A 16,627-nucleotide genomic window follows, 5' to 3' on the forward strand; every position below is an offset into this window, starting at 1 on the left:
TTTGAGACCCCTCACCGTTTTGTATCGGATGAGGCCCTAACATCGACAGGAGATGACCATAGCTAGACCGCCGTTTCCCGCCGCCCCTAATCGCGAAGGGCCGCGCGTTAATGAAGAGATCCGAGTGCCGCAGGTGCGCGTTATTGATGCCGCAGGCGAGATGGTTGGCATTATGTCAACAAGAGAGGCTCTTTCCCGTGCTTTTTCTGAAGGGTTAGACCTGCTGGAAATCAGCCCTACGGCCGAGCCTCCGGTGGCGAAGATTCTCGATTACGGCAAGTTCAAATATGAACAGCAAAAGAAGCGTAACGAGGCCCGCAAAAAGCAAAAGGTCATTGAGATTAAAGAGGTCAAGGTCCGCCCCGGTACCGGCGAGCATGACTTCCAGACCAAGGCGAAGGCTGTCCGTTCCTTCTTAGAAGAAGGCGATAAGGTTAAGGTCTCTCTCCGCTTTAAAGGCCGTGAGGTTGCTCATCAGGAGCTTGGCTCTAAGATGATGCACCGCATCCGCGAGTCTGTGGATGATATTGCTAAAGCTGAGCAAACCCCTCGCTTGGAAAATCGTCAGATGATTATGATTCTGGCCCCAAGCAAACAGCGGGATACAAAGTAGGCTTTGTACTTGCTCCATAAAAAACCCGGTCCTTTATAAGGCCGGGTTTTTTAGTTTCTATCAGCTTGCAAACTCCACAAGTGGATGCGACCGCTGCCGCCCTAATAAAGTGCATAAGGTAGAGGTAGGGACACTTTGATTGAGCGTATAAAAATGGAAATGCTCCACCCCTTCCGCGCGCAAACGCTGGCAGAGGCGATCCACCACCACGGCACTCAAGCGCGTGCGAATAGGGGGGAGGTCATCCACCCCCTCAAAGAGCGTTTTTAACTCCTCCGGGACAGAAGCCCCGCACATTTTGGCAAAACGCCATGCTTGTGCCGCCTTACCAATAGGCAAAATCCCCGGTACGATGGGTTTATTAATCCCCGCCTTCACCGCACGATCCCGGAAGCGCAAAAAACATTCTGGGTCAAAAAAGAATTGCGTAATCGCCCTATCGGCCCCTGCATCAAACTTCTCTTTAAGATGCTCAATATCAGACTGCGCCGATTGCGCCTCGGGGTGCGTCTCTGGGTATGCCGCAACAGAGATCTCAAAAGGGGCAATCTTCTTCAGCCCCGCTACAAGGTCTGCTGCATAATGATACCCCTCTGAGTGCGGGCGATAAGGCGTTGGGGCCTCACCTTTGGCAACCGGGGCATCACCCCGCAACGCCACAATATGCTTTACCCCTAGGTCCCAATAAGCACGGGCGACATCATCCACCTCACCTTTAGCGGCATTAACGCATGTAAGATGCCCCGCCAATGGGATAGGCAATGCCTCTACCATCTGTCGTAACGCCTCTAACGTACGCTCCCGCGAGGACCCACCCGCCCCGTATGTAACGGACATAAAGCGTGGCTCATAGGCAGCAAGACGCTGCGCTACCCGCAATAAAGCCGCGGCTTTCTCGTCCGTCTTAGCGGGAAAAAATTCGAATGAGACCTCAGCCATGATGTCCGTTCCTTCTAAAATAAATGTACGTTATGGCGTTTTCGAATCCTGATGTAACGGCAGGCGGCCCATCCAAAGCTTAACCGTCAACTCACCATCCAAAGAGAGAGGCGGGTCTAACTCCAACCCAGCCGCTTTAAACCATTGCTGCATGCGCTCATCACTAAAACCGAGATACATATGCGCATCCCGCGTACGGAGCTCCTCACGGTCATGCAGGGCGAAATCCACCACCAGCAAACGCCCACCAGGGCTTAAAATCCGCGCCGATTCGGCAATCACAGCCGCCGGATGCTGCGCATAACGCAAGGCCTGATGCAAAATCGTCAGGTCAGCCGAGCCTGCGGCTAACGGCAGAGCATAAAAATTCCCCTGCCGTAACTTAATCTCCTCACCATCAGCCGTGCGATCATCTTCCAATTTCACACGCGCTAGCCGGAGCATAGAAGGGCTACGGTCAAACCCAATGGCACTCTCACAACGTGGGGCGAGAAGCTCCAACATGCGCCCCGTACCTGTCCCAATATCCACCACGCGCCCCAATGGCCCCGGTCCGACAAGCTCCATAATGGCCGACTCGACCGAATCTTCCGAGACATGAAGGGAGCGAATCGCATCCCATTCCGCGGCATGGACCTCAAACCAATCTTCTGCCTCACCCATACGGACATTCCGCACAGCTTGGAGACGTTGACGGTCAGCCCGGCCTATCTCGTCATCTTCTTCCTCATGATAACGCCGCCAATGGTCCAACGCGGCAAAGATGGGCTCTAGGTCATTCTCATCTCCTAAGGCGAGAAAAACCCAGCTCCCTTCCTTACGGCGTTCCACCAACTCCGCCTCCGCCAGTACTTTAACATGGCGAGAGACACGCGGCTGGCTCTGGCCCAAAACTTGAGCCAGCTCACCGACAGACAACTCCATCTCACGCAATAAACGTAAGATTCGCAAACGTGTTGGCTCTGCAAGAGCCTGAAAGATGATAAGAGCACGATCCATGTGAGAGCATATATAACGATTTCATTATATATGCAATACATATTGACACATTAAAAAAGCCCTGCCACTTCTAATGGCCGAAGAGAGATCACCCCGCCGCGTTGAAAGCAAAAAAGCGGTTGGACGTAATCTTCCATGGCTGTCTTACACGAGCAGTCTCATTCTTACTGGTGGGGCTTCCCTCCACCAAAACGCCAGGAGGTATGTCATGACCGTACGTGTCGCCACATTGGGCTTTCCCCGTATCGGTGGTCGCCGTGAGCTAAAAAAAGCCCTTGAGAGCTTCTGGGCTGGTAACAGCAGCGAGGCTGAACTGCTCGAAACCGCCGCAGCCCTCCGTAAAGAAAATTGGACCCGCCAGAAGGAGCAAGGAGCGGATATTATCCCCTCTAACGACTTCTCCCTTTATGACCATGTATTAGATACCAGCGCACTTGTTGGAGCTGTACCGGAGATTTACGGCCATAAAGGCGGCAAGGTGGACCTCACCACCTATTTTGCCATGGCCCGTGGTCGTCAGGTCTCTGGCGAGCATCCCGCTCATGACCAATCCCATGATTGTTCCTGCCAGCATCAACACGCAACCGATGTTCCTGCGGCGGAAATGACAAAATGGTTCGACACTAATTATCATTTTCTGGTGCCAGAGTTTAAAGCGGGGCAAAGCTTCCGCCTCTCCTCCACCAAAATTATTGATGATTATAAAGAGGCCAAGGCCCAAGGGATTGAGACACGCCCTGTTCTGCTTGGCCCCGTTAGCTTCTTGCTCCTCGGTAAAGCGCATGGGGCTGCCTTTAATAAGCTAGACTTACTCCCAGCTTTGCTGCCTGTTTATCATGAGGTCCTCCAAGCATTGCACCAAGCCGGGGCAGAATGGGTCCAGATTGATGAGCCAACTTTAGTGCTGGACCTTGATGATGCCGCCCGTAAAGCCTTTGCTCATGCTTATCAGAGCCTGAATAAAGCAGTACCCGGCATCAAGCTCTTCCTCACAACCTATTTCGGTGGGTTAGGCGATAACCTAGAGACTGCCCTCTCCCTGCCTGTCCAAGGCTTACATATCGACCTCGTCCGCGCTCCACAGCAACTTAATGACGTTGTCGCAAAAGCACGGCCGGACTTGCTGCTCTCCCTCGGTGTGATTGATGGCCGTAACATCTGGAAGGCAGACCTCTCCAAAATTATCGCACAAATTGCCCCGATTGCGGAGAAACGGGACATCATCGTTGCACCGTCTTGCTCCTTGCTCCATACGCCCATCGACCTAGAGCGTGAAACACAGCTGGATGCAGAGGTTAAAAACTGGCTCGCCTTTGCTGTGCAGAAAATTGCCGAGCTGGCTACGATTGCCAAAGCCCTTAATCAGGGGCATGAGAGCGTAAAAGCCATCTTAGATGCCTCCGATGCTGCCGTGCAGAGCCGTAAGGCCTCCACACGCATCCATAATCAGGAAGTCAAAAAACGTGCTGCTCAAAAAGATGCAAAGCTAACCCAGCGTCAATCCCCCTTCCCTACACGCCAAAAAGCGCAGGAAGACGCCCTCAAGCTGCCTCTCTTCCCCACAACGACCATCGGCTCCTTCCCGCAGACCAAAGAGGTACGCCAAGCCCGTGCCCGCCATGCGAAGAAGGAACTCTCTACACAAGATTATGTAGCCTTCCTCAAGAAGGAGACAGAATCCGCCATCAAATGGCAGGAAGAGGTTGGGTTGGATGTGCTCGTTCATGGTGAGTTTGAGCGCAACGACATGGTGCAATATTTTGGTGAGAAGCTCTCCGGCTTTGTCTTTACCAAACATGCATGGGTACAATCTTACGGCTCCCGCTATGTGCGCCCGCCCATCATCTTTGGTGATGTATCCCGCCCCGCCGCAATGACGCTAGATTGGTGGCAATATGCCCAATCTTGCTCCAAAAAGCCGGTCAAGGGCATGTTGACGGGCCCTGTCACCATCCTCAACTGGTCCTTTGTACGTGATGACCAACCACGCTCTGAGACATGCCGTCAGATTGCCTTTGCCATCCGTGATGAAGTGCAAGACCTAGAAAAAGCCGGTTGTGGCGTCATCCAGATTGACGAAGCCGCCCTGCGCGAAGGCCTCCCCCTCCGCCGTAAAGACTGGCAACATTATCTGGATTGGGCTGTGGAGAGCTTCCGCATCACTGCCAGCGGTGTGCAGGATAAGACGCAGATTCACACCCATATGTGCTACTCCGAGTTTAACGACATTATCGAAGCCATCGCCGCTATGGATACTGACGTTATCTCCATCGAGACAGCACGGTCCAAAATGGAGCTGCTAGAGGCCTTTACTCACCATAAATACCCCTCTGAGATTGGACCGGGTGTGTATGATATTCACTCCCCCCGCGTCCCCTCTGTAGAGGAAATGGTCGAGCTACTCCGTGCTGCGGAGAAGAAGGTCTCCCGCCGTCAACTTTGGGTGAACCCTGATTGCGGCCTCAAGACCCGTAATTGGGCAGAGGTCCGCCCGGCCATTGCTAACATGGTCAAAGCTGCCGAGATCCTGCGCGGTTAACGCAGGCAGTAAGCTGAGGGAGGGGTGTCATCAACCCTCCCCCACAGCAAAAAGGCTCTTCCCTTTAATGGGAAAGAGCCTTTTTTAATGGACCCATCCTATAATAGCCTTAATGGCTTGATGTTGGCTTATCGCTTTTACCAGAAGGCACAACATGGCAGGTAAAAGCCGTACCCTCTTTATCCTCCCGAGCGAACGTGACCTCATCGCCTTTGGACCACCAGCTATAGCGGTCTGCGACATATTTCGCGCCATCACCAGCGACAACATTGGCAAACACCATCACCCGTCCATCCACAGGCAATATGGCAAGGGCCATGATATCCGCACTATAATATGTGACCGTAAACGGCTTTGCTGGCAGGGAAGTCCGTAAAGAGCGGACATCATCCCCGGCCTTCTCATTATCCACAGTGCAATTATAGGTCACATCCTGCCGCCCGACTGTTTCATCCGCTGGGAGGGGGATGAGCAAATGATTCTCCCCCTTATGGGCAGGCTTTGCCATGGCCATAGAACTTACACACATGAAAGCCGCAACCCCACATAACCATAAACGACTTTGCTGTTTCAGCATCTTACTGCACCCCATCAGACACAACTCCCTTTATCACTGTGCGGCGTTTACGCGCCTGACGCGCACCGGGCGGGGGCATTTGGCATGCCATAAAATACAGCCCCACAACGAAAGTCAGCTGCGATAATAAGCCCAAGCGGTCCCATAACCACATTTGTGGCTTGGCTGCCCCCACAAATAGCGAGATGGTCTCGTAGAGCAAAAACCCAAGACACACCACACGCAAGCTATACATCATCGGCCTTAGAGGGTTCATCATATTCGGCCTTACTAAGGTCTGGAACCGCTGGAAGCCAATAAACAACATGATGCTACAAAGCAGCACCAAAATAGCTTCCACACTTTCACCCAGCGTTGCCCCGTAGAGGAGTAACGGAGCTAAAAGGCAGACAACTTGTAAAAGAACAGACCCAAGCTCAAAACTGATGCCGATATTCCAAGCGGATGTTTCCTCTGGCAGACGGTCCACCAGAGGTTGAAACAGCCTATCCAAAATAAAATCATCAATCGCTTTTAGAAAATCTGCTTTCATTCCGCCCTCTTCCATTCCATGCCAGCATTGCCTAGCATAATCCCTTATAGAGATGGAGGATAATAAACCCCTCCTCTTAACGATAAGCCGCCTCTCCTTGCCATCAAAGGATATATACCTCATGCCCCGGCCTACACTCTTCCGCTCTGCTTTATTAGCAGCCTCTCTCCTAGCAGGCGGCCTCCCAGCTTATGCGGCCTTTGCGCAACCGGCCCCCACCGCACCGCAGACCACACAGCAGGATGAAGCCGGGGTCACCCGCGCGACTCTCAAAAATGGCTTGCGGGTTATCATCATCCAGAACCACCTCGCCCCTGTCGTGCAAACCATGATGAATTATGAGGTCGGCTCGGTCAATGCGCCGGCTGGCTTCCCCGGTACGGCCCATGCGCTAGAGCATATGATGTTCAATGGCTCCCAAACCTTAAGCCGGGACCAGCTTGCTACCCTCAGCGCACGGTTAGGCAATAATGATAATGCCGATACAACCTCGGATGTCACCCAATATTACTTCACAGCCCCTGCAAGTGATTTAGACATTCTCCTCCGCATTGAGGCAGGGCGAATGGAAGGCCTCACCCTCAGCAAAGATGAATGGGCCCATGAGCGCGGCGCGATTGAGCAAGAAGTCTCACGCGACCTTTCCAGCCCCATTTATCGCTATATGTCGCAAGTGCGCGGCTTGCTCTATAAAGGCACACCTTATGAGGCTGATGCCCTTGGCAGCCGTCCTTCCTTCGATGCCACAACGGTTGAGCAATTACGGCAATTTTATAAAGATTGGTATGCTCCCAATAATGCCGTCCTCATCATCACGGGGGATGTTGAACCAACCCACACCTTAGCCCTTGTTGAGAAGGCCTTTGGGGCTTTGGCCGCGCGCCCTCTGCCTGCGCGCCCACAATTTACCCCCAAGCCCGTCACCCCGCATGAGCTTGCCTTGCCGACCGACCTCCCTGTGGGGTTAGTCACACGCGCCTGGCAAATGCCCGGCCAGCGTGACCCGCGCTTTGCTGCTGCCACCTTGCTGGCTGATGTACTCTCCAGCCAGCGAGGCGACCTTTTTGCCCTCGTTCCCCAAGGCAAAGCGTTAGAGACTGGCTTTTTATACGACCCAGACGCCCAAGGCGGCATTGCCACCGTCTATGCCGCCTTCCCCCAAGGGGGTGACCCAGCCCCCCTCCGGGCCCAAATGGCCGCAATTATGGAGCATTACCGCACAACGGGCCTCCCCGCAGACCTCATCGAGGCTGCCCGGCGGCGCGAAATTGCCGCATTGGAGTTTAATGCCAACAGCATTAGCGGGCAGGCTGAAAGCTGGTCACAAGCTGTTGCCATCCAACATCTACACAACCCACGCGATATGATACGCGCCTTCCAAACCGTTACAAAGGCCGAGATTGATGCCCTCGCGCAGGAATGGCTAAAGCCTGACCATGCTATTAGTGCCACACTCACCCCGAGCAATTCCGGCAAGCCCTTGGCCGATAAAGGCTTTGGCGGGGCAGAATCCTTCACTAATCCTCCCAAAGAGCATGTCACCCTCCCTGATTGGGCCGAGCAAGCCCTCGCACGGCTGAGCCTCCCCCCAGCCTCACCCCAACCTTATGCGACAATCCTACCAAATGGGCTGCGGCTGATTGTTCAGCCTGAGCATGTTAGCCACACCATTGAGCTTTACGGCACAATCCGCCAGACACCCTCCTTACAACAGCCGCAGGGGAAGGATGGCGTTGCCTCTCTAACCGACCAACTCTTCCTCTATGGCAGCACACAGCATGACCGCTTGGCCCTTGCCCGTGCGTTGGACGACATCTCAGCTGAGGAAAATGCTGGGAGCAGCTTCACCCTCAGCACATTGACGGAATCCTTCCCAGCAGGGCTATCCCTCCTTGCGGAACATGAGCTTCACCCTGCCTTCCCAGAGGACGCCTTCCGCATCACACGGGAGCAAGAAGCCCGTAGCCAGAAAGGGACACTCCAATCCCCGGCCTATCATTTTGGCCGTGCGGTGCGTAAGGCCCTCGTCCCCGCTACGGACCCCACACTCCGCGAGGCCACACCAGAGAGCATCCGCGCTCTTAGCCTTGAAGATGTCAAAACCTACTATAAACAAGCCTACCGGCCAGACCTTACAACCATCGTCATTATTGGCGACATCCCCCCAGAGGAAGCACGCCAAAAAATCATGGCCGCTTTTGGGGACTGGAAGGCCGAAGGCCCCACCCCTAAGCTAGACCTCCCAGCTGTTCCCCTCAGCCGGGCAAGCCAAGCCGTGGTAGCGGACCCGGGTCGCTCCCAAGACCATGTTACATTGACTGAAACATTGGGCCTGACTATCACCAACCCAGACCGTCACGCTCTTGCCGTTGGCAATACCATCCTTGGGGATGGCTTCTCCTCCCGCTTAATGCAGGACCTCCGCGTCCGCACGGGGTATGTTTATAGTGTGGGTAGCCAGCTTAATTATAGCCGTACGCGCAGTACCATCTCCATCACCTTTGGAGCAGACCCCGCTAAAGTCTCCGCCGCCCAAGCTCTTGCACTAAAAGACCTTGAAAGCTTGCGGACAACACCCGTCTCGGCCGATGTGCTAGACCTCGCCAAGGCTAGCTTGCTGCGTAGCTTCCCTATGAGCCGCGCCAGCTTTAGCTCCCTTGCTGGGCAATGGCTCTCCCTCATTGACCTCGGCCTCCCACTTGATAGCCCTGACCAAGCTGCGAAAGCTGTATATGAACTCAGTGCCGCAGATGTGCAGAAAGCTTTTGCTAAATGGGTCCGCCCGGCGGATATGGCGCGTATCATCATGGGGCCAGCCCCACACACAAAGCCGCAGCACTAAGCAGCCCCATAACAACCCCATAACAAAAAGGGCACCCCCAGCGGGTGCCCTTTCCATCGCTACTCCCTTTAGCGCAAAACAGCTTAAAGCAGCTTCTCCGCTTTAAGATATTCCACCGCTTGGCGGATGCGATGGCCGTAGAGATGCTCCTTCATCGTGCGCTCCTGCGCTTTTTTAGCCATCTCAAAACGTAAATCATCATCACGCAAATACCGGCTTATAATCCGTTCAAAATCATCCCGGTTGGAGAAAACGGGAATCTCATCTGCATCATAATAGCGGCGTAATTCATAAGTCTCCTCATGAAAGACTTGGAAGGCCCCTGCCGCTGCAGCCTCAAAGGTCCGCGGCCCTGGTGTGGAAGGGGCAATGACGAAGCGTTTATTCTCAAAATGCAGAGACCGCCCTAGATTCAACACAAGGCGGGAGCGGCTATAAAGCTCAATAAGCTGTTGCTTTTCAATTCGTGCATCAGAAAAGCCAATCCCCATCTCGCCCCAGCCCGGCCCGATGATACGGATATTCAACTGTTGCAGTAGAGGCATCAAATTACGAATCACCTCTTTGCGTGAGCTAAACGCCACACCACAAAATAGCACATCAATCGTCTTGTCCGTATTCCGCTCCAGCGGGACATAATGCAGCTTAGGGCACGCCCCTAAAGGCAAATGAAAGACCCTATCACGCTGATAAAAATTATGCCCCCAGCGGTCGCACGAGAAGATGACGTCAAAATCATACCCGATTTGATAGCTCGCATCCTGCTCGTATGGGTCCTCTGTTGCCCAAAAGGCCGTTACCGCCCCTACATGGCGTGCCTCCCGCGCAATCTCCCCATAATAGGTACTCTCCGGCAAGTAAGAGCCCATCGCAAACACCAACGTAGGCTCCAAAGCGCGGATAGCCGAGGCTGCTGTGACGACATTAACCGCAACAACATTCCCCTTGCCAAAGCAATCCTCCAACCCATCCATGATGGTCGCGCGCACCTGAGCATTCGCATGGCTTTCATAGCGTCCGCCACTACAGAGCAACACTTTACGCCCTTGCGTCTCGGCAGAACCAGATGCTTGAGCTGCCTTATTTGTGGTCCGTTTCTTCGCTGCGCTCATTGCAATTCCTACTTTCTCGCTCTCTCTGCCCTATTAGCCCAAGGAGGCTTGCACAATATGTTGTAACGCCTGCCGGAAATGCTCCGGGTCTGTATCCTTCTGAACAGCCTTTAAAGCAGAATGACGAAGCCGCTGCCATAATGCCTCATCATTATATAGCCGTTCTACCGCCACTGCGAAGGCCATAGGCTCATCAGCAGGAACACTCAAAAGGCTTTCCTCCGTTTGCCAGCCGACCTCCTCCCGCAGCAAGTCCGTCACTACCATCGGCAACCCCCGTGCAGCCGCTTCCTGCACTTTAAACGGCAGCCCCCCCGCAAAGCGGGTTGGTGCAACAAAAACCCGGTATGTGTCAAAAAGGGCAGTTAAGTCCTCCACAGGGCCTATAATTTCCACACGCGGATGCTGCCCTAACGCCGTCATATCAACAGAGGGGTGAACATAGCCTGCTATATGCAAACACACATCCTCTGGCAAAGCCTTTAGATGCGGCAAAACCTCCTCTACAAACCACGTCATACTATCATAATTAGGCGACTGCTCACTATGGAACGCCCCTAAAAAGAGAATATCCCGCCGCTCCGCATAGGGCCGTGGCGTTGGCGCAACCTCCATGCTATGGCCAAGCACCATCACATTGCCATAACCTGCACGGCGAATCAGCTCCGCATCATGCTCTGTAACGGCAATAATTTGCTGGCAGTAATGGGCACTTTGCAATTCCTCCGTTAAGAGAGCATCCAAAGCTCGCTCATACTCCTCACCCTTAACAGGTGCCGCAGGCGTTCCATCAGGCAAAAGGCCCGTCACCGCCTGTTGCAACAATGTTCTTGGGGCCGCTACAACCTCTGTATCCAACACAGAGCCACAATGAGGTAAAAACCGGCTCGCTTCATTTAATACTGGCAATAGGCGCGCCATATTATGAGTCCGCCCCACCCACAGCAAATCATAATAACCCGCACGCTCCTCCAAGAAAGCTGGCAAGGTGGACATATCATGATCAAAGGCTAGCTCTACCTCCTCTGGGAAGTCCCGATAAAGCAAAAAGGCGGGCAGTTGCTCGCGCATTACGGGGAAGACCGTCACATGATAATCCAACGCTACTAACGCACGCACGATATCATTAGAACGCACATAACCTGAGCCAAGCCCCCGCAAGGGGATTCGATCCTCTATCAAAAGCACACGCTGCCGATCCGGCCTGCGCCGCTCCCGCCCTAAAAGAGCATTACGAATATGCCGAGGCTGTTGATGACGCAAGAACTCCAGATGTTGCTGGGCAAAGACCTTCCAATGCCGTTGGATCAAACTATGCGACCCACTCTGGCCAGAACTCCCAAACTCCAAATGCTCAACCATCGCCAATGGCTCATACACAATCCGCGCCCCAATTTTTTGGAGACGAACGCATAAATCCGTATCCTCAAAATAAGCAGGCCAATAGCGCGTATCATACCCCCCTAAACGGCGCAGCAACCCCGCCTTAACCAGCAAAAACGCTGCCGAGCCATAATCAACATCCCGCGTAAAGCTAGCCTCTGGGATATTCGGGTCATCCTGCCTGCGGTACCCATATGTCGCACCATCCCGCCAAATGATAGACCCTGCCTCTTGCAGCTGCATATTCGTCCGCACAAGCCGCGCTGCCACAGCCCCCGTTGTCTCCGCACGATAAAGCCGCCTCAGAGCGTGATGCAACGCATCTGGGTACAAACGAACATCATTATTAAGATATAAAACCGCCGGGGCTGTGACATGAGCCAAGGCTTCATTACACCCCAACAAATACCCAATATTGACCTTGTGGCGCAGAATGATAGCCCCTTCCACAAGCGTCTCTAAGCCCGTTGTTTCATCACAAGAGCCAGAATCCACAAGGATAAGCTCTATCGCCCCATCATAATTCCCCCGCAAAGAGGCAAGAGCCTGAAGTGTAAGGTCTATCTGGTCATGCACCACCATGATGACGCTGACCTCCGGCATCCCCCACACACGGAAATCCAACTTCTGACGTGCTAGGAGAGGCAATGCTAGCGCAGCATCATCACGAAAAAGCTGACGTGTTTGGTCCTCCAACACTGCGGGGTCATCTATCCCCGCCGGTGTAGCATGACCATGTTTCTCCGCCACAAAACGAGCAAAGGGGCTCTCAAAGACCCCACCATCGCAATCAAACCATACAAGCGGGCATTGCTTATAGCGATGAAGGTCCACCCCTTTTGCAGGGCTGCGCCCCTCATGCGCGCCAAAACGCACAAAATGCTCGTAGCCATTACGCAAACCATCCCCCCCTAAAGAGGGCAGAATATCGGGCGATGTCTCGCGGTAATAAGCCTCATCAAACCACGGGGAGGGATTAAACGCTTCCGGTGTGGGGTTTGTGAGATAATGATGCAACGCATTACTATACTCCCCCGCTGCAATCGCCTCTTGCACCTCTGGGTAGGTTTGTAGATACCAAGGGGCATCAAAATACCATGAAGCTGGAGCGGCATCAGCAATATGAGAGGGTAAAACCAGCCATGAGGCTAATAACCCTTCTGGGCCAAACCATGCCTCATAACGGCGCGCCATAGCCCGCAAGAGACGGACATCACAAAACGGCCCCGCCTTAAAGCCATGCTGCTCCCCATAAGAGAGGTAATGATCATACCCGTTATAAAAGCCCTGCTCGGCAAGGTAATGACCCGTTAACGCGACATAACGGCGGCGATAGGCAGCTTCATCAAACAACCAATGTGGGGAGCACTGCTTATAGCCACCAGCACAATAGTGAGCAAACCCGGATGGCCAACGCCGCTCCAACAGACCACGGCGAACCTCCGGGTAAGCCTGCCTGTACCACATCTCATCAAAATACCGATTAGGAGAATGGCCCCGATGGCAGCCTATTTCCTCATAAAAACGCTGCACATCATCATAGCCATGCTGAGCCATAAGCTCAGCCACATCGGGGTAGCGTAACCTATACCAGTCGCTCTCAAACCTCCTCCAACATGGGATACGCCCCTCTTGGGGAATGGTCTCTAGGGGCGGAAGCATAGCTGTCATAAACTCGGCTGTTGGTCAGCAAGCTCTGACACCAAAGCCCGCACCCGCTCAACATGCTGGACCTTTGGCTCTTTACGTTGGACAGACTGACACCGCCCGTCCGCCATATGCACGACGTGGTCCGTCACCACCATGCTAAACACCTCCCCAATGATATTGACCAACGCACAACGCCATGTCCCCGTCAGCGCATGTAATTGGCCTTTCCAAGGGTGCAATATCCCCTCAAAACCGGAGCAAAGCGGTGCATCCCCGTGAACCATACGCACATCATCTCGCGCAAACCGCTCCAAAGCGAAAAGAACCACTTTATCGCTCTCATCACTCACCATCGCTGCATAAAGCATGCCAGAACGGCCAAAGCCATTAAGGAAGCTCCAACCCCGCAAGGCTAAAGCCCCACGCTCCTCCTCTGGCGTGGCGGCTACAGCCTCTTTATCCCCTACGCCAAGGACCTCGAAGCGATCTAAGAAATAAAGCTGCTCGCCACGTTCTTGAGCAAATAACCGCCCCCGTGGGAAGCGGGCTAAGGGCACACCACGCAGCACAGTATCCCCATTTGTCACACGGAAGAAATCAGCCAGAATGACGCTATTCTCCGGTTTTTCAGCGAGAATCTTCTGCACCCGGCCTTCTTCCACCTCTATCCCATAAGATAAAAGCTGGAAGGCTCCGCGACCATTAATCACATTGATAATGCCGATGCGGTAACGTCCCTCACACCATTTCCCACGCAACGCTACCTTCGCTGAAAAACCAGAACGCCGCGGCACTTCGCTGCCGAAAAGCTCCGAAATATCCGTCCGAATCTCGCGCTCTGCCTTCATGAAAATTAACGAGCTAGGGTCATCTTCACTAATCAACACGACATAGACCTGCCCAGAGGTACTGACATCAGGCAAGAAGAGCCAGCCACGCACATGAAACTCATCAGCAGGTTTAAAGGTCTTCTCTGCACCCTCAACCAACACATGATGGCAAATATCATCCAAGTAACATTGCGCCCCTTGGATGGCGAACCAATCCGTAATCTGTGCAGGCAAGCTTACTGAGAGGTCACGAATAAGTGGTGGATCAAAAATATGCCGCGGCGGGGCTTGGTGCTTCCATGATGGGATAGGCAAGAGATGGATCTGCCCTGCATCAAGCATTAACTCCGAAACACCCAAGACACGCCGCGGTGCAAGATCATGGTACAGCTTGAGCAAGCCCGCCGCATAATCACCCTCATGCGTCCAAAGCTCTGGTCCAATAGCCTTCATCATCTTATGACGAATCTCTTCCGAAGACCGTAAAAGCTCCAATCGTTCCAAAGCAATATCAGGCCGACTAATGGGGATTTTATAACCATTCACCCCATCAGTTACGCGGTCATGCAACGCACCAACGTCAGTAACAATAGGCACAAGCCCATATTGCCAAGCCTCAGAGAGGGAAATGCAATAAGTCTCCGGCCATATGGACAAGAACAAAGCAACGTCAGCCTGCTTCATCACATCCGTACTACCTACATCATACCGGCCATGAACGGTCACATTAGGCCGTTCCATCGCATCCAACACAGGCTGATAATCAGGGTGAATGTACCCTAAGATATGAAAATGGAAATGCTCTGGATGGGCAGCCTCAATAAGGGCAAGGACAGTATCAGCCCCTTTTGTTCGTACAAAATTACCCACAATCGCCACACCGAGAGGGCGGCGGTCTAATGGCTCATATTTATTCGGAACAACTGGAACCGTCACATCTGGGCTGGGAATCCCATTTACCAAGCTAATCTTCTTATCCAGCACAGGATAAACCCGGTGCATGAAGTCACGCGAATGGTTTGTCCCAAATATGATGGCATCAACATGATGCAACATCCGGTCGATAAAGGCGCGGCGCGTTTGCTCCCCGCCATATTCCACCCCCTCAGCTATTTTGAGCATTACATCCATTGCAAGGACGGAGTAAAACTCCCCCTCAACATAGCGCATATCTTGATTCAGTAAGTTATAACGCGAGGAAACAAGCCAAAAATCATGCGCGGAGAATAGCACCCCCGTCCCATTGGCTTTTGCAATTAACGGCAATGACAACGCATGGTGGCCAAGATGCTGGAAATGAACAACATCAATGTTATATTGACTCAACACGCTGGAGAACGCCGTCTCCTCCTGCGCATCGCACACAATATCTTGCCAGTCATGCTCAGCAATATCAAAGCGTTCTAGCTCATGCCCATTAGCAGAGAGAAGACGACAAAACGCCCCCCGCCTTAACCAGAAATAAAACTCAACCTCACGCCCAAGAGCTGCGCACAACTCCCGCTGATAAACCTCTACCCCACCCCACACTTGCTCATGAATTGTGGAATGCGTACACATCAACACACGCAAACGGCTACGCCGGGGGCTGGACAGAACATCCGCTGGAAAAGTCCGCTTGAACTCCGCCTTTGTAATCTCTTGGATTTTTTGCAAGCGATGCTCATAAAGATGCTGTTTTAAAACAGCTTCCTGAGCACTAACGGCAGAGCGTTTCCGCAAGGCCGCATTATTGAGGAGCCGTGCGATGTTCTCGACAACCTCATCATCATTATGAGCGAGATGAACCCCTTCTACACTTTTAAAGCAATTAGCATCCATCCCCGGCGCAACTTCGACCACTTGCGCCGTACCCGCTAATCCCAGCTCAAAATAACGAGGGCCGGGTGCTGTCGCTTGGCTGACATCACCATGACTTGCATAATCACGGAACATCGTCAGCGCGACAGCACTTACATTAGCAAAGTCAATAAACGCTTCATGACTTACAGGCCGTTGCAAAGCAAGGGCTGCAATATCCTCTGGCAGAGGGGGTAAAAACTCGTTACCGGGACATACTAACTTTAACCGAACATCCGGAAAGCTCGCCAAAACACGCCGCAAGGTCCGTACGCGGTTAGGCCACATTGTTCCAGCAAAAAACAAATCATAATCGCAATCAGGCAATGCCCGCACTTTGCGCTCATGCAGACTCTGGCTTGCCGCAAGCGGGAGATAATGCCCCTTACCCTGATAAGCCTCTACGCAAGAAGGATCATTAGTAAAGATATAATCAAATAACGAAGCTGCTTGGGCGTTAAACTCCCTCATAAAGGGATCTTCAAACGTCCATAAAATTACAGTCTTAAAGGCAGGACGCACACGGCGAATCAAAGCCTGATTAAGCCGCTGACCATCAATACAAAGCAACGTGTCATGCTGACCAGAGGCCGCAACCCCAGCAAGGCTCATATTATCAGCAACAAAGATATTCTCTTTGCCGAACAGATCCTCTGCCGCACGCTGAATAGCAAGGGTCAAATAGGCATTCGGATTATGTGTATAATTCGTATTGTAGATAACCGCCATTTATAACTCCGCGCTCCAAAAATATTGCATCATGCAGCGAATG

General features: G+C 53.0%; 10 protein-coding genes. 3 read left to right on the top strand and 7 right to left on the bottom strand.

Annotated features, from left to right (window positions below; all coding sequences use genetic code 11):
* The first annotated feature begins 52 nt into the window (after positions 1 to 52).
* A complete protein-coding gene (infC, locus tag NQF89_RS06525; RefSeq protein ID WP_155573826.1) occupies positions 53 to 613 on the top strand; it encodes a translation initiation factor IF-3 in 561 nt (186 codons plus the stop codon).
* 60 nt (positions 614 to 673) lie between these two features.
* On the opposite strand, the gene metF is transcribed toward infC, so the two are convergent.
* Positions 674 to 1,552 (bottom strand): methylenetetrahydrofolate reductase [NAD(P)H], encoded by an 879-nt coding sequence (gene metF, locus NQF89_RS06530; RefSeq protein ID WP_266137804.1) that lies wholly within the window; start codon positions 1,550 to 1,552, stop codon positions 674 to 676.
* 30 nt (positions 1,553 to 1,582) lie between these two features.
* The gene (locus NQF89_RS06535; protein ID WP_266137805.1) at positions 1,583 to 2,551 is read right to left on the bottom strand and encodes an ArsR/SmtB family transcription factor; all 969 of its coding nucleotides are present in this window, start codon (positions 2,549 to 2,551) and stop codon (positions 1,583 to 1,585) included.
* Positions 2,552 to 2,759: 208 nt separating this feature from the next.
* Between NQF89_RS06535 and metE the strand changes: the two genes are divergently transcribed.
* Complete coding sequence (gene metE, locus NQF89_RS06540) at positions 2,760 to 5,090, top strand: 5-methyltetrahydropteroyltriglutamate--homocysteine S-methyltransferase (protein WP_266137806.1); 2,331 nt, start codon at positions 2,760 to 2,762, stop codon at positions 5,088 to 5,090.
* 109 nt (positions 5,091 to 5,199) lie between these two features.
* Here the strand turns inward: metE and NQF89_RS06545 are convergent, their stop codons facing one another.
* Both NQF89_RS06545 and NQF89_RS06550 read right to left on the bottom strand, forming a co-directional pair.
* Positions 5,200 to 5,682, bottom strand: coding sequence for an MliC family protein (locus NQF89_RS06545; protein ID WP_155573830.1), 483 nt, complete (start codon positions 5,680 to 5,682; stop codon positions 5,200 to 5,202).
* On the bottom strand, positions 5,669 to 6,199 hold the full coding sequence (locus NQF89_RS06550; protein WP_143813650.1) for a hypothetical protein: 531 nt from the start codon (positions 6,197 to 6,199) through the stop codon (positions 5,669 to 5,671). Before NQF89_RS06550 ends, NQF89_RS06545 begins: the two co-directional genes overlap by 14 nt.
* Positions 6,200 to 6,320: 121 nt before the next feature.
* Between NQF89_RS06550 and NQF89_RS06555 the strand changes: the two genes are divergently transcribed.
* Positions 6,321 to 9,041, top strand: coding sequence for a M16 family metallopeptidase (locus tag NQF89_RS06555; protein WP_266137807.1), 2,721 nt, complete (start codon positions 6,321 to 6,323; stop codon positions 9,039 to 9,041).
* An 83-nt stretch (positions 9,042 to 9,124) separates the two neighbouring features.
* Here the strand turns inward: NQF89_RS06555 and NQF89_RS06560 are convergent, their stop codons facing one another.
* Genes NQF89_RS06560 through NQF89_RS06570 form a run of 3 tightly spaced genes read right to left on the bottom strand, consistent with a single transcriptional unit; the run spans position 9,125 to position 16,584 of the window.
* The gene (locus tag NQF89_RS06560; RefSeq protein ID WP_155573832.1) at positions 9,125 to 10,153 is read right to left on the bottom strand and encodes a CgeB family protein; all 1,029 of its coding nucleotides are present in this window, start codon (positions 10,151 to 10,153) and stop codon (positions 9,125 to 9,127) included.
* Positions 10,154 to 10,186: 33 nt separating this feature from the next.
* The gene (locus NQF89_RS06565; protein ID WP_266137808.1) at positions 10,187 to 13,207 is read right to left on the bottom strand and encodes a glycosyltransferase; all 3,021 of its coding nucleotides are present in this window, start codon (positions 13,205 to 13,207) and stop codon (positions 10,187 to 10,189) included.
* Positions 13,204 to 16,584 (bottom strand): glycosyltransferase family protein, encoded by a 3,381-nt coding sequence (locus tag NQF89_RS06570; protein WP_266137809.1) that lies wholly within the window; start codon positions 16,582 to 16,584, stop codon positions 13,204 to 13,206. Before NQF89_RS06570 ends, NQF89_RS06565 begins: the two co-directional genes overlap by 4 nt.
* Positions 16,585 to 16,627: the final 43 nt, after the last annotated feature.

Origin of the sequence: Bombella pollinis, from assembly GCF_026385485.1 — a bacterium.
Lineage (GTDB): Bacteria > Pseudomonadota > Alphaproteobacteria > Acetobacterales > Acetobacteraceae > Bombella > Bombella pollinis.

Excerpts from the sequence above, each read along its gene's own strand:
- infC (WP_155573826.1), top strand. The coding sequence starts at position 53 with ATGACCATAGCTAGACCGCCGTTTCCCGCCGCCCCTAATCGCGAAGGG.
- NQF89_RS06550 (WP_143813650.1), bottom strand. The coding sequence starts at position 6,199 with ATGAAAGCAGATTTTCTAAAAGCGATTGATGATTTTATTTTGGATAGG.
- NQF89_RS06555 (WP_266137807.1), top strand. The coding sequence starts at position 6,321 with ATGCCCCGGCCTACACTCTTCCGCTCTGCTTTATTAGCAGCCTCTCTC.
- NQF89_RS06570 (WP_266137809.1), bottom strand. The coding sequence starts at position 16,584 with ATGGCGGTTATCTACAATACGAATTATACACATAATCCGAATGCCTAT.
- metE (WP_266137806.1), top strand. The coding sequence starts at position 2,760 with ATGACCGTACGTGTCGCCACATTGGGCTTTCCCCGTATCGGTGGTCGC.
- NQF89_RS06535 (WP_266137805.1), bottom strand. The coding sequence starts at position 2,551 with ATGGATCGTGCTCTTATCATCTTTCAGGCTCTTGCAGAGCCAACACGT.
- NQF89_RS06560 (WP_155573832.1), bottom strand. The coding sequence starts at position 10,153 with ATGAGCGCAGCGAAGAAACGGACCACAAATAAGGCAGCTCAAGCATCT.
- NQF89_RS06565 (WP_266137808.1), bottom strand. The coding sequence starts at position 13,207 with ATGACAGCTATGCTTCCGCCCCTAGAGACCATTCCCCAAGAGGGGCGT.
- NQF89_RS06545 (WP_155573830.1), bottom strand. The coding sequence starts at position 5,682 with ATGGGGTGCAGTAAGATGCTGAAACAGCAAAGTCGTTTATGGTTATGT.
- metF (WP_266137804.1), bottom strand. The coding sequence starts at position 1,552 with ATGGCTGAGGTCTCATTCGAATTTTTTCCCGCTAAGACGGACGAGAAA.